Source organism: Bordetella sp. 15P40C-2, assembly GCF_009763235.1.
Taxonomy (GTDB): Bacteria; Pseudomonadota; Gammaproteobacteria; order Burkholderiales; family Burkholderiaceae_B; genus Bordetella_A.
On sequence record NZ_WSJA01000012.1, the window covers coordinates 34562 to 48666 of the forward strand.

Below are 14105 nucleotides of genomic sequence, written 5' to 3' on the forward strand. Positions count from 1 at the left end.
CGGACGCTCGAAGCGCCCGTGCGCGATCAATCCGCGCGCTCTTCCAGAATCGCCACGGCGGGCAAGGACTTGCCCTCCAGGAATTCGAGGAAAGCCCCGCCGCCGGTCGAGATGTAGCCCACTTGCTCGGCGATCTCGTACTTGGCGATGGCAGCCAGCGTATCGCCGCCACCCGCGATCGAAAACGCGGGCGATTCAGCGATGGCCTGAGCCAGCACCTTGGTGCCATTGGCGAACGCATCGAACTCGAACACGCCTACCGGACCGTTCCAGACGATGGTGCCAGCCTGTTGCAGAATCTCGGCGAGACGCTGCGCGGTCTGCGGACCGATATCCAGAATCATGTCATCGGCTTCAACTGCGTCGGCCGCCTTGACGGTGGCTTCGGCATCCGCCGCGAACGACTTGGCGCACACCACATCCGTGGGGATGGGCACGTCGGCGCGGCGCTTTTTCATGATCTCGATGACGGCGCGAGCCTCTTCGACCTGATCCGGCTCGGCCAGCGATTTGCCAATCGACAAGCCAGCCGCCAGCATGAACGTGTTGGCGATACCGCCGCCCACGACCAGCTGATCGACCTTGTCGGCCAAGGACTGAAGAATGGACAGCTTGGTCGAGACCTTGGAGCCACCAACGATGGCAACCAGCGGACGCTTGGGTTCATGCAGGGCACGACCCAGGGCATCGAGTTCGGCTTCGAGCAGCGGGCCGGCGCAGGCGATCGGCGCAAAGCGCGCGATACCGTGCGTGGTGGCCTCGGCGCGATGGGCCGTACCGAACGCATCGTTGACATAGACGTCGCACAATCCCGCCATCTTGCGCGACAAGGCTTCGTCGTTCTTCTTTTCGCCAGCGTTGACGCGGCAGTTTTCCAGCAGCACGACCTGGCCCGGATGAACCGTCACGCCGTCGACCCAGTTCTGAACCAGCTGCACGGGCATGCCCAGCAACTGCGACAGACGCTGGCCCACGCGGGCCAGCGAGTCGGCTTCGGTCAGCACGCCCTCTTTCGGGCGTCCCAGGTGCGAGGTCACCATGACAGCGGCGCCGCTGTCAAGCGCCAGGCGGATGCCCGGCACCGAGGCACGGATACGCGTGTCTTCGCTGATCTGGCCGGCGTCGTTAAACGGCACGTTCAGATCGGCGCGGATAAACACCCGCTTGCCATGCAACGCGCCAGACTTGGCCAGCGCGGACAGGGTATTGACCTTGGCCATGATGGATTACTTGGCCGACATCAGCGCGACGGTGGTGTCGAGCATACGGTTGGAGAAGCCCCACTCGTTGTCGTACCACGACGAGACCTTCACCAGCTTGCCGGACACTTTGGTCAGCGTAGCGTCGAAGTTGCTCGAGGCCGGGTTGTGGTTGAAGTCCACTGAAACGAGAGGCTCGGTGTTGTAGGTCAGGATGCCCTTGAGCTCGCCTTCGGTAGCGGCCTTCAGGATGCTGTTGACTTCTTCAACGGTGGTGTCGCGGCTGGCCACGAACGACAGGTCGACGAGCGACACGTTGATGGTCGGAACGCGAATCGCGAAGCCGTCGAGCTTGCCGTTCAATTCCGGCAGCACCAGGCCAACAGCGGCGGCAGCGCCGGTCTTGGTCGGGATCATGCTCATCGTGGCCGAACGCGCGCGACGCAGGTCTTCGTGGTAGACGTCGGTCAGCACCTGATCGTTGGTGTAGGCGTGCACGGTGGTCATCAGGCCGGTTTCCAGGCCGAGCTTGTCATGCAAGGGCTTGACCAGCGGAGCCAGGCAGTTGGTGGTGCACGAAGCGTTGGAGATGACGGTGTCGCTAGCCTTGAGCACGTTGTGGTTCACGCCGTACACGACGGTTGCGTCCACGTCCTTGCCGCCGGGAGCCGAGATGATGACTTTCTTGGCGCCGCCCTTGAGGTGGGCGCTGGCTTTTTCCTTCGAGGTGAAAAAGCCCGTGCATTCCAGCACCACGTCCACGTTCAGCTCGCCCCAGGGCAGCTCGGCGGGATTGCGGTTGGCCAGCACGCGGATCTTGTCGCCATTGACGACCATGTAGTCGCCGTCGACTTCGACGGTGCCGGGGAATTTGCCGTGGGCGGTGTCGTAGCGCGTCAGGTGCGCGTTGGTCTTGGGATCACCCAGATCGTTGATCGCAACGATCTCGATGTCGTGCTTCTTACCGGCCTCGTAGTGGGCGCGCAGGATGTTGCGGCCGATACGGCCGTACCCGTTGATGGCGACACGAATGGTCATGACTAGAGCTCCTTTTACAAAACTTGCTTGACAGTCTCGGCTACCTTGTCGGCAGTCAGACCGAAGAACTTGAACAAGGCTCCCGCGGGTGCCGATTCGCCATAACGGTCGATGCCGACCACAGCGCCTTCCAGCCCCACGTATTTATGCCACAGGCCCGTCGTGCCGGCCTCGACAGCCACGCGCGGCAGCCCCGGGGGCAGCACGGCGCGCTTCCATTCGGCATCCTGACGATCAAACACGTCGGTGCTCGGCATGGAAACAACACGTACCGCGATGCCCTGCTCGGCGAGCTGCTCCTGTGCGGCCAATGCGATGGCGACTTCGGAACCGGTAGCGATGATAACGGCACGCGCATCGTTTGCGTCACGCAGAACGTAACCACCGCGTTCGATTGCTTTCAAGGTGTCGGCATCGCGCGCCACGAACGGCAAGTTTTGACGCGACAGCAACAGCGCGGTCGGGCCGCCATCGTGCACATCCATGCCGATGCTGGCCGGACGCGAAACGGCATAGGCCCAGGCCACCGCGGTTTCGGTCGTGTCGCACGGACGCCAGACAGACAGATTCGGGATCAGGCGCAGGCTGGCGGCGTGTTCGATGGATTGGTGCGTCGGGCCGTCTTCGCCCAAGCCGATCGAATCGTGCGTGAAGACATGCACGACGCGCTGCTTCATCAACGCGGCCATGCGGATCGCATTACGCGAGTAATCGGAGAAGGTCAGGAACGTGCCGCCAAACGGCAGATAGCCGCCATGCAGCGCGACGCCGTTCATGACAGCGGCCATGCCGAATTCGCGCACACCGTAGTTGATGTGACGGCCGAATTGGATTCCGTCCTTGCCCGCGCGCACCGGGGCCACGCCCTTCCAGTCGGTGTAGTTCGAGCCGGTCAGGTCGGCGGAACCGCCGAGCATTTCGGGCAGGATCTCGGCCAGCGCGGTGATGGCGAACTGCGAGGCCTTGCGGGTCGCGACGGTTTCCGCTTTGTCGTTGGTGGCCTGGATGAAGGCTTGGATCTTGTCGGCGGCATCGGCGGGCAGATCGCCCTTCATGCGGCGCGTGAATTCGGCAGCTTCGGCCGGATATTGCGCGGCGTAGTCGTCGAAAACGGCCTGCCAGGCGGCTTGCGCCTGCGCGCCGGCTTCGCGCGAATCCCAGCCTTCGGTGACAGCCTGCGGGATTTCAAACGGGGCGGCAGTCCAACCCAGCGCGGCACGCGTCGCGGCGATTTCGCCCGCGCCCAGCGGAGCGCCGTGCACGTTGTGCGTGCCCGCCATGGTGGGCGCGCCCTTGCCGATGATGGTGCGGCAGACGATCAAGGTCGGCTTTTCGGATTGCGCGCGTGCTTGGGCGATCGCGGCCTCCACAGCGGCGACGTCATGCCCGTCCACGCCGCGAATCACATTCCAGCCGTAGCCTTCGAAACGCTTGGCCGTGTCATCGCCGAACCAGTGTTCCACATGGCCGTCGATCGAGATGCCGTTGTCGTCGTACAGCACGACGAGTTTGGAGAGCTTGAGCGTGCCGGCCAGCGAACACGCCTCGTGCGAGATGCCTTCCATCAGGCAGCCATCGCCCGCGAACGCATACGTGTAATGGTCCACGATGGGCAAGCCGGGCTTGTTAAACTCGGCAGCCAGCAAGGCCTCGGCCAGCGCCATGCCGACCGCGTTGGCCAAGCCTTGGCCCAAGGGGCCGGTAGTCGTTTCGACCCCGGGGGTGATACCCACCTCGGGGTGACCCGGCGTGCGCGAATGCAGCTGGCGGAACTGCTTGAGCTCCTCGATCGGCAGATCGTAGCCAGTCAGATGCAGCAACGCATAAATCAGCATCGAGCCATGACCGTTGGACAACACGAAACGGTCGCGGTTGGCCCAGGCCGGATCGGCGGGATTGTGACGCAGATGACCCAGCCACAGTGCCTGGGCGATTTCCGCCATTCCCATCGGTGCGCCGGGATGCCCCGAATTAGCTTGTTGGACAGCATCCATGGCGAGGACGCGAATCGCGTCGGCCAGGGCCAGGGGTTGGGCAGTGGATGAGCTCATGCGGAAAGACTCGTAGACTCCGGCCGCTAGAAAACGTGGCCAGGTGAGAGGTTTGTAAAGCGGATGATTTTAGCATCCGGGGATACCCCAGGCGATCGCGGCCCTGCCTGACGGGTCGCATGATGCAGCCACTTATCGCTATGCGCTAGAGCGCGGCGCGCAGAATGGTAGGCTACGCGTTTTGCAGTCGGCAATGGGCCATCCTCGTACAAGCCGACTGTTCCCTTTGCACGCCTTTCATTCCACCGCTGTACGATCTGCCGCACTATGTCTTTACCGAGATTCTTTTGCGATGCCCCGCTCTCCCCGAGGACCCGCATCGCCCTGCCGGACGCGTTGGCTCATCATGCCGTGCGCGTATTACGACTACGCGACGGTGCCGATATCGTGTTGTTCGATGGGCAGGGAGGCGAATATCCGGCGACGCTGATCGTGGAGGGGAAAACCGCCAACGCGCAGCTTGGTGAGCATTTGCCCCGCGAGGCCGAACTAGCGGGTCGGATTACGCTGGCGCAAGGATTGCCTTCCGGCGACAAAATGGATTGGGTGGTGGAAAAGGCCGTCGAACTGGGGGCCAGCCGGGTGACGCCGATTACCGCACAGCGCAGCGTGCTGCAGCTAAGCGGCGCGCGATTGGAAAAGCGGGTTGCCCACTGGTCACGCATCGCGCAAGCGGCGGCGGAGCAATGCGGACGCAATCGACTGATGCCCGTGGACGCGCCCATGGGGCTACAGGAATGGCTGGCACTGCCTGAGCCCGGCCTGCGCCTCTTGTGCCACCCCGAAGCTGCCGGAACGCTAACCGAGGTGCTGCAGCAAGCGCGCGAACAGGGGCCATTGGAATCCATCAGTCTGCTGATTGGCCCGGAAGGCGGCTGGTCGGACGCCGAGCTTGAGCTGGCCGCCCGCCACGGTGTACGTAGCGTACGTTACGGCCCGCGCGTGCTGCGCACCGAGACTGCGGGCGTGGCGCTGATCGCCGCCATTACTGCTTTACTCGGCTGGTGACCCTCGCCGCCCGTCAACGCCCCCACTCGCTTTAGTTGCGGATTTCCCTGACGTATTTCCACTTTTTGGTGGACGGATCAAAGTCGAAAATCATCGGAATCGACGTCCCCAGTGCCTTGTTATCGATTTGACACTGGTATTGGCTGCCCTGTGGCACACAGGGCCCCACCGCCACCTCGGTCTGTAACGCATTACGCAGCTGGCCGGCGCTTTGCGAGATCGCGTAGCGGTCGTACAAGGCCTGTTTGACCTCGTCCGGCGAGGGCGCCTGCGCATGCGCGCCGCCGGCCACTGTGTAGATAAACAACGCTAAAAACGCCTTTTTAAGCATGCATATTCCTTTTAGGTGGGATGAGCCGACGTTAAACGTGTGACACCATTCTACGTAACGAAATCTTTTGCTACTATTCAAAAAGAAAAATTGTCGCGCGGCGAAGTTGCACAACGGCAGCCCGGCAATGTGCGATACCTCGCGGGATCATGCTGCGGTTCGCGGGCATAGTCGCACTTTGATCGCGTTGCGGCAAGCACGATCAAATTTGCCACTCTGTACCTGAATGGATCCGTGCGGAACTTGCCAGGACAGGCGTCGATTCGACGTTTGAAAGTGCAGTTTTAAAGCGCAGAGAGGAGGTGACCATGGCTACGCGTTTCACCAGGCGACAGTTCATCAAACTGGGGACGTTCGGCGGGATCACCGTCATGTTTGGCCGTTTGCCATCCGTGCAGGCCCGCGAAGTCCATTCGGGCGTTGAAAGCGACGATTGGCTGGCGCCGGACGGCAGTGTCAAATACCGTTGGGATGCGGTCCGCAAAGTCACTGGCGACAAGGTTTTCGCTCGCGACTTCCGTGCACGGGATCTGCCAGGCTGGCCGGAGCAACAGGCTCACGGTTTTTTCCTGAAAGCCACCGATGTCGAGCATGCGTTCGAGGACATCGACCTTTCCGTTTTGGGGCCCGATCTGCAGCCTGACCGCGTCGTTCGCTACGAGGACATGGAGCGCGACAAAGTCAGCGTGCCTCAGCCGGCCGACCTGGGTCAGGGATTTTATGGCGAGTACTTCCTGCTGCCACGAGGCAAGACCGCCCCACTCTACGGCCATCCCGTTGCGTTGCTGATCTACCACGACGCGGACCGCTATGAAGCCGCTAAACGACGCTTGCGTTTCGAGCAAAGCGCGGTCAAGTATGGGCAATACACCGGCTTGAAACCCCCGCCAAACTACGGGGCGGCGCGCTATGTGCGCGTGGGTGGTGCGGCACCCGATGACTCCGCCGCCTTCTCGCCGATGCAGGACGCGGTGATCTGGGGCAATTTCGACGGTGACACGCCCACCTGGCCCGAACCCGCTGCCGGCGGCATGTTCGTGCCGCGCTCGGTCATGCTGCCGCATCGCGGCGGCGGCGCGGTACGCGATGCGGAGCAAGTGGCCCGGGAAACCTACGAGCCCATGAAACGCGGCATGGCGGCGGCCAAGGCGATCGAAGCCGAGATCGAGGCCGCCCGGAAAGACCCGTCAAAACTCGTCCTCCATCGCCAAGGCTTTTCGCAGTCGATCGACCCCAGTGCCATGGAGCCGGATAACGGCAACGCCTGGTACGACGCCGCCACGCGCACGCTGCACGTGCTGATCGCGGCGCAGTCGCCCTATGAAGTGGCGCGCGTGGCCGCCTACATGGTCAAGGACAATGCCCGCTTTCCGGTTGAACGAATCGAGATCCTGTCTGGCACGACGGTAGGCTACGGGTCCAAGGACCACTCGATCTTTCCGTTCTACACCATCGCCGCCTGTTTTTACGGCGAGGGCGCGCCGGTGCGGCTGGCCAACGATCGCTACGAGCAGTTCCAGCTGGGCATGAAGCGCCACAGCATCGAGGTCGATATCACGCTGGTTGCGGACCGCGCCACGGGCAAATTCGAGATTCTGAAAGGCTTCTATAACTGCAATGGCGGCGGGCGCGCGAACTTCTCGTTCTCGGTCGCGCAGGTAGCCGCGACGGCCGCACAGTCGATTTATTACTTCCCCAAATCCGATCTGGCGACCGCGGCCATCGCGACGGCCGCGGTCGAGGCCGGCTCGATGCGCGGTTATGGCACGATCCAGGCCATGTCGATCACGGAGCTGCTGGTCGATGAAGCGGCGGCCGAACTGGGCATCGACCCTATCGAGCTGCGCCGCCGCAATGCCCTGCGGGCCGGCGATGCGAACACGCAAGGCGCCGTGCAACTGGGCGACCCGCGCAACGTGGAGATGCTGGAACGCGCCGCTCGCCACCCGCTGTGGCTGAACCGCGCGCAGGCGAAGGTCAAATACGAAGCCGCCAATCCCGGCCGACGCTATGGCGTGGGCTTTGCGCAGGTTCAGAAGGACTATGGCACCGGCGCCGACACGACGGCCCTGGTGCTGGAGTTCGATGCCCACGGCAAACTGACGATGCGCCACTGCGTGCAGGAAATCGGCACCGGGGCGACCACGGCCCAACAAGTCATGGTGCAACGCCTCCTCGGCAAAGCGCCAGACGTGGCGATCTTTGGCGAGACGGATTTCCAACAGCTGCCGCTCAAGAGCAATTTCGAGCCGTTTACCATCACGCAGCAACAGCAGGACGAACTGGCGCGCGATCCGTACTGGGTGCCCTACATACTGCCGGCGATGAGCGCCTCCAATAGCGTTTATTTCATTGGCTTCGGCACCCGCCAGGCGGCCCAGTTCCTGCTCGAAAACACGATCTGGCCCGCCGCGCGCGCCATCTGGAGCAGCGGCCCGGCCGGTGGACAGTTGGCCAGCGGCTACATGACGGCCAAAGATCTGCGCGCGGTGCCCGGCGGCATCGGTGGCGGCGGCATGGCCACGATCCCTTTCGAAGACATTGCCCGCAAAGCGCACGAGATGGGCCTGATCACGGGCGTAGCGGTGCACTGCTTCAGCCGCTGGGAATGGGCGCGCGCGGACTTCGACATCCCGGGCATCGGCATGAAAACACTGCCGGTCGACGCGTTGGCCGTGCGTTACGGCGACGGTGCGCCGGCCACGCTGAAAGCGCGCATGCAAACCGGCGGTTACGACTTTATTGAACGCAGCGCGGTGCATTTTCCGCCGGCGCAGCGTAATAACGCGGGCGTCACGACCTACACGCCGGCCGGCTGTCTGGTGGAAGTCAACGTGAACACGTTCACGGGCGCCGTGGAGGTGATGAGCCACCACAGTTTGCTCGACCCGGGCAACGTCGTGGTGCCAGCACTCGTGTCGGGCCAGCAGCAAGGCGGCGTCGCCATGGGTATTGGCCATGCCCTCATGGAAGATCTGCCGTTGTATGGCGATGGCCCCGGCAACGGGACGTGGAACTTCAACCGCTATACGCTGCCGCGCGCCAAAGACGTGGCCGTGTGGACACAGACGGCGGAATATCTGGAGCCGCTCACGCAGACTTCGCCGCCCAAAGGGCTGGCTGAGGTGGTGATGATTCCGGTGGTCGCGGCCATTGGCAATGCGATCACCCACGCGACCGGGCAGCGGTTCTATCACCTGCCCGTGACGCCCACCAAAATCAAAAAGGCGATGACGCTATGAGCCTCGAAAAACGGCCCCTGTCTCTCACGATCAATGGCCAGAAAGTCGGGCCCGTGGATGTCCCGGTCGGTCTGCCGATGATCGATTTCCTGCACGAACATCTGAACCTGACCGGCACCCGCTTCGGCTGCGGTCAGGGCATTTGCCACGCCTGTACGATCATGGAGATTCAGCCGGACGGCCCGCCGATCGAATCCCGAACCTGTATTTTCGACGCCCATTTCTTCAATGGCAAAACGCTGATCACCATTGAAGGCCAGGCCAAGCGGGATGAAAACGGCAAAGTGCGCGAGCTCACGCCCGTGCAGCAAGCCTTTATCGAGCACTTTTCCTTCCAGTGCGGCTACTGCACGCCGGGGTTCGTGGCCGCCGCCACGGTGTTCATTGAGACCCTCAAGCGCCAACCGGTCAAACGCGCCGACCTGCAAAGCCGCATCGAGGACGCCTTGAACGACCATATCTGCCGCTGCACCGGCTACGTGCGCTATTACCAGGCGGTGCAGGACGTGGCGTTGAAAACGCCCGGCTGCGTCATCGACTGAGGGAGACGATGATGAAACGTCGCGGCTTGCGCAATACGATTCTTATCATTCTGGCGGTGCTTATCGTAGCGACGCTGGCCGTTTTGCTTGGAGCGTTCCGAACCTCCAGCGTGGCGCCAGGGGTCGACCAACCGTTGACCGAGGACCAGAAGCGAGAATTGCTGCCACGTGGACGCGAACTTGCACTGGCTGGGGATTGCTTTGGTTGCCACTCCAAGCCGCAAGGGCCCAGAGCCTCGGGCGGCGTGCCGCTGGACACGCCGTTTGGCACCCTGCACTCCACCAACATCACCCCCGACACCACCTACGGGATCGGTAACTACACGCGCGCAGATTTCCATCGCGTGCTGCGCGACGGTATCGCGCCCGGCGGACGCAACCTTTATCCCGCCATGCCGTTTGTCTTCACGCACATGACGCGTCCCGAAGACATTGATGCGCTGTATGCGTATTTCATGAGCTTGCCGCCCATCGCAGAGCCGAACGTCCCGAACACCGGGGTGTTCGAATTCCCGGTGCGGCCCTTCATGAATTTCTGGACCTTGATCAATTTCCCGGATCGCCAGCCCCCCGCACGCGAGGGCGCATCGGAACAATGGCTGCGCGGCGGCTATCTTGTCGAGGGCCTGGGGCATTGCGGCGCATGCCATACCCCGCTTACGGAGACGATGGGCAACGATTTCTCCCGGTCTCTGGAAGGCGGCAACGTCATCGATGGGCTGGTCGTTCCCAACATTACGGCCGAGATGCTGGCGCAGCGCGGATTCGACGCCAAATCGCTGAGCCAGTATCTACAAACCGGGATATCTGCCCAGGGTACCGCGTTCGGTGGCATGTACACCGTGGTGCATTTCTCGACCAGCGCTATGCAAACCGCGGATGTAGACGCCATTGCGACGTATCTGATGACCGACAGGCAAGGCAAGCTGCTGACGCCCGCCCCGGGGCCTGAGCCGCTGCCGCGCGCCTCGGACGCCGCGCTGCAACCAGGCCGTCACGCGTATATTTCCGCCTGCGCGGGTTGCCATGGCATGCAGGGCGAAGGCATTCCGAACGTCGCGCCGCCAATGAAGGGCAATGCCACGGTAATGATGGATAGCCCGGCGAATCTATTGACCGTCGTGCTGCACGGCATAGAGACGCAGACATTCTCTGGCAATCAACGCATGTACGCCATGCCCGGATTCGAAAAGCGCCTGAGCGACGAGGAAATCGCCGGACTGGCCACTTGGATGCGAGCCCAATGGGGCGGCCAGGATAAAGACGTCAAAGCCGAGGAAGTGCGAGCGCTGGGAACCCGGCAATGATGGTTAAACCGTTTAATCGATTGGGCGTGATCACCCCCGCCGCGAAACCATAACACCTACAAACGCGTAACGAGAACTTTATGAAATTCATCCCGACTCTGCTATCCGGCGCGATGCTGGTGACGGCTGCGGCCGGCTGCACCGCCCGCGACGAACAACTGGCAAAAGATCTCGAGAATATGCCCGGCGTGACCTGCACATTTGACAATGGTCAACGACATTGCGGACCGGATAGTCTAAAAGACACCGCTTCACCCGGTCGTTGATCACCTGCACACCGCGCCAAAGCGGCCTGCCGCAGCGCCGGCTCGCGCCTGCGGACCAACACTTCCCCAACGATTCCGATTTCTCTCATATCACTAGGAAACTGCCATGGTTGATGATTTAGTCGTCGATTTATCGCGTTACCAATTCGCGGCGACGGCGCTCTACCATTTTCTGTTCGTACCATTGACGTTGGGCCTGTCTTTCATCATCGCCACGATGGAGACGGTCTACGTGACCACCGGCAAGCTGATCTACAAGCAGATGGCCCAGTTCTGGGGCAAGCTGCTGCTGATCAACTTCGCGCTCGGCGTGGCCACGGGTCTGACCATGGAATTCCAGTTCGGGATGAACTGGTCGTTCTATTCCAGCTTTGTGGGCGATACCTTCGGTACGCTGCTCGCCGTGGAAGGCCTGATGGCGTTCTTCATGGAATCGACGTTTGTCGGGCTGATGGTGTTCGGCTGGGATCGTCTGAGCAAGGTGCAGCATTTGGTGGTGACCTTCCTCGTGGCGATCGGCAGCAACTTGTCGGCGCTGTGGATTCTGGTGGCCAACTCGTTCATGCAGCATCCTCAGGGCGCTGAGTTCAACCCCATCACGATGCGCATGGAGCTGGATAACTTTGGCGCGCTGTTCTTCAACCCCGACGCGCAGGCCAAGTTCGTGCACACCGTGCTGGCCGGTTACGTGACCGCCGCGATCTTTGTGTGTGGCGTGAGCGCCTTCTACATGCTGCGCAACCGTCACGTGCAACTGGCGCGCCGCTCGTTCCGTGTCGCGGCGCTGTTTGGCGTGCTGGGCACGGCCGGCGTGCTGACGCTGGGCGATGCGCTGGGTTATGTGGGTGCGCATACTCAACCGACCAAGCTGGTCGCGATGGAAGCCCTGTGGACCTCGGAAAAAGCGCCGATGGCCTTTAACGCCATCGCGATTCCGTCGCAAAGCGAAGAGCGCAACATCTTCGAAATCCAGGTGCCGGCGGCGCTGTCGATCCTGGTTACCCACTCGCTGGATGGCACGCTGCCGGCCGCCGATGTGCTGCAAGAGCAGGCCAAGGTGCGCATCCGTAACGGCATCCCCGCCGTTCAAGCGATGGAACGCCTGAGCGCCAATCCGCACGATCAAGAGGCCCTGGCTCAGTTCGAGAAACACAAGGCCGATATCGGCTACGGGTTCCTCGTGCAACGCTATGCCCCCGAAGGCGACGTGACGCGCGTCACGGACGCCGATATCGCGCGCGCGGCCAAAGACACGATTCCGGAAGTCTGGCTGGTGTTCTGGTCGTTCCGCATCATGGTGGCCGCGGGTCTGCTGATGCTCGCGTTCTTTGTGTTGGCCACGGTCTATACGCTGACCAACAAGGTGCAGGATCGCAAGCGTTTCCTGAAGTTCTGCGTATGGATGATCCCTGTGCCCTTCATCGCCTGCGAGGCGGGCTGGATCGTGGCGGAAGTCGGCCGTCAGCCGTGGACCGTGTACGAGGTGCTGCCGACCTGGCTGTCCGCCTCCACGCATAGCGTGAGCTACATGGTGTTCTCGATCGTAGGCTTTGTGCTGCTCTATACGATTTTCATCGTGATCGAGATGTTCCTGATGCTGCGTGCCATCCGCAAGGGTCCCGATGACTCCGAGGACGGCCATCACACGCCCGCCCCCGCCTTTGGCCCTGCCACTACGACTGTCCGGAGCTAAACACATGGAACTTTCATTGGTCTTTACGCTGATCTGGTGGCTGCTGCTTGGCGTGCTGCTGATGGGGCTGGCCATCATGGTCGGTATGGATATGGGCGTGGGCACGCTGCTGCGATTCGTCGGTCGCACCGACGAAGACCGCCGCGTGGCGCTCAACATCATTGGCCCACACTGGGACGGCAATCAGGTGTGGTTCATCCTGGGTGGCGGCGCGATCTTTGCCGCGTGGCCGCTGGTCTACGCCACGGCCTTCTCCGGCTTTTACATCGTCATGCTCGTGCTGCTATGGAGCATGATCGTGCGGCCGCTGGGTTTCGAGTATCGCAGCAAGATCTCGGTCGCCCGCTGGCGCAATGCCTGGGACTGGACGCTGTTTGTCTCGGGCTGCGTGCCAATGATCATCTACGGCGCGGCGATCGGTAACGTGCTGCAGGGCGTGCCGTTCCATTTCGACTGGAGAATGACGTCCTACTACACCGGTAGCTTCTGGGAACTGTTGAACCCGTTTGCGATCCTGTGTGGCCTGACCTCGCTGTCGCTGTCGATCTATATGGGCGGCAATATCCTGATGCGTAGCGGCGAATGGGGCTTGGCGCATCGCGCGCGCAACGCCTCGACGCTGGGCGGCATCGTGTTCCTGGTGCTTTTTGTGGTGGGTGGATTCTGGGCATCTCAGCTGGACGGTTATCGTCTGGTCAAGCATCCCGGCGACGGCGTGCCACAGACCCCGTTGCATCAGGTGGTGGAACGCACGGCCGGCGGCTTGCTCGATAACTTTGCGGCGCATCCGGTGCTGTGGGCCCTGCCCATCATCGCCTTGGCCGCCATGGTGCTGGGTCTGATCGCCACGCGCTTGAATCGTCGTCTGGCCGCCTGGTGGCTCGGTGCGCTGACCTGGATCGGCGTGCTGGCTACCGCGGGCGCGGCGATGTTCCCCTTCATCATGCCGTCGGTGACCAACCCGTCGCATAGCTTGACGGTATGGAATTCGGGCGCCAGCACGCTCACGCAAGGCTGGATGCTGGGCTTTACCATCATCTATATCCCGCTGATCCTCACCTACACCAGCTGGGCTTTCTGGGTGATGCGTGGCAAGGTCGACTCCAAGAGCGTCGAATCCAACGAACACGCGTATTGAGGAAACAACGATGAAGCTACTTTTTAAATTCGGTCTGAGCTTCGTATTGGCCGTGGTCGCGATTGTGCTGGGGGTGTTGCTGGGCGATTATGGTCCCTGGTATCTGTCCTGGGTGCTGGGTACCGGGCTGATGATTCTGGTCGCGGCCGTCGGCGGCGTGCTTTTTGAGGCGCAAGAAGACGAGCAGGCTCAACAGCCAAAATCTTCGGGTGGCGGCTTCGGGGCCAGCGGCTCTCGCTGATCGCACACCAAAGCGCCTCACAACAAAAAGCGCGGGCAGTTCACACTGT

The 14105-nt window shown here is 62.1% G+C and carries 12 protein-coding genes; 8 read left to right on the plus strand and 4 right to left on the minus strand.

Annotated elements, in window-relative coordinates; translation table 11 throughout:
• Positions 1-26: 26 nt before the first annotated feature.
• From GOQ25_RS04760 to tkt, 3 genes are read right to left on the minus strand one after another with little or no spacing between them, the layout of a single operon-like run.
• Entirely contained in the window at positions 27-1220 is a 1194-nt protein-coding gene (locus tag GOQ25_RS04760; protein WP_160349302.1) for a phosphoglycerate kinase, read from the minus strand.
• Between the two features lie 6 nt (positions 1221-1226).
• Positions 1227-2237, minus strand: coding sequence for a type I glyceraldehyde-3-phosphate dehydrogenase (gene gap, locus GOQ25_RS04765; protein WP_160349303.1), 1011 nt, complete (start codon positions 2235-2237; stop codon positions 1227-1229).
• A gap of 14 nt (positions 2238-2251) precedes the next feature.
• On the minus strand, positions 2252-4288 hold the full coding sequence (gene tkt, locus GOQ25_RS04770) for a transketolase (RefSeq protein WP_160349304.1): 2037 nt from the start codon (positions 4286-4288) through the stop codon (positions 2252-2254).
• 267 nt (positions 4289-4555) lie between these two features.
• Here tkt and GOQ25_RS04775 point away from each other — a divergent pair, with 267 nt between their 5' ends.
• On the plus strand, positions 4556-5296 hold the full coding sequence (locus GOQ25_RS04775; protein ID WP_160349305.1) for a 16S rRNA (uracil(1498)-N(3))-methyltransferase: 741 nt from the start codon (positions 4556-4558) through the stop codon (positions 5294-5296).
• A gap of 31 nt (positions 5297-5327) precedes the next feature.
• Here GOQ25_RS04775 and GOQ25_RS04780 read toward each other — a convergent pair whose 3' ends face one another.
• The gene (locus GOQ25_RS04780) at positions 5328-5627 is read right to left on the minus strand and encodes a hypothetical protein (RefSeq protein ID WP_160349306.1); all 300 of its coding nucleotides are present in this window, start codon (positions 5625-5627) and stop codon (positions 5328-5330) included.
• 308 nt (positions 5628-5935) lie between these two features.
• Between GOQ25_RS04780 and GOQ25_RS04785 the strand changes: the two genes are divergently transcribed.
• From GOQ25_RS04785 to GOQ25_RS04815, 7 genes are all read left to right on the plus strand, one after another.
• On the plus strand, positions 5936-8869 hold the full coding sequence (locus tag GOQ25_RS04785) for a xanthine dehydrogenase family protein molybdopterin-binding subunit (protein WP_160349307.1): 2934 nt from the start codon (positions 5936-5938) through the stop codon (positions 8867-8869).
• Positions 8866-9411 (plus strand): (2Fe-2S)-binding protein, encoded by a 546-nt coding sequence (locus GOQ25_RS04790; RefSeq protein WP_160349308.1) that lies wholly within the window; start codon positions 8866-8868, stop codon positions 9409-9411. Before GOQ25_RS04785 ends, GOQ25_RS04790 begins: the two co-directional genes overlap by 4 nt.
• Before the next feature lie 8 nt (positions 9412-9419).
• Positions 9420-10718, plus strand: a complete 1299-nt coding sequence (locus GOQ25_RS04795; RefSeq protein ID WP_236844316.1) for a cytochrome c — start codon at positions 9420-9422, stop codon at positions 10716-10718.
• Between the two features lie 80 nt (positions 10719-10798).
• Complete coding sequence (locus tag GOQ25_RS04800; RefSeq protein WP_160349309.1) at positions 10799-10984, plus strand: hypothetical protein; 186 nt, start codon at positions 10799-10801, stop codon at positions 10982-10984.
• Between the two features lie 106 nt (positions 10985-11090).
• Positions 11091-12677: a cytochrome ubiquinol oxidase subunit I gene (locus tag GOQ25_RS04805; RefSeq protein ID WP_160349310.1), complete on the plus strand. Its 1587-nt coding sequence runs from the start codon at positions 11091-11093 to the stop codon at positions 12675-12677.
• A gap of 4 nt (positions 12678-12681) precedes the next feature.
• Positions 12682-13815: a cytochrome d ubiquinol oxidase subunit II gene (gene cydB, locus GOQ25_RS04810; RefSeq protein WP_160349311.1), complete on the plus strand. Its 1134-nt coding sequence runs from the start codon at positions 12682-12684 to the stop codon at positions 13813-13815.
• A 10-nt stretch (positions 13816-13825) separates the two neighbouring features.
• Complete coding sequence (locus tag GOQ25_RS04815; RefSeq protein ID WP_160349312.1) at positions 13826-14056, plus strand: hypothetical protein; 231 nt, start codon at positions 13826-13828, stop codon at positions 14054-14056.
• Positions 14057-14105: the final 49 nt, after the last annotated feature.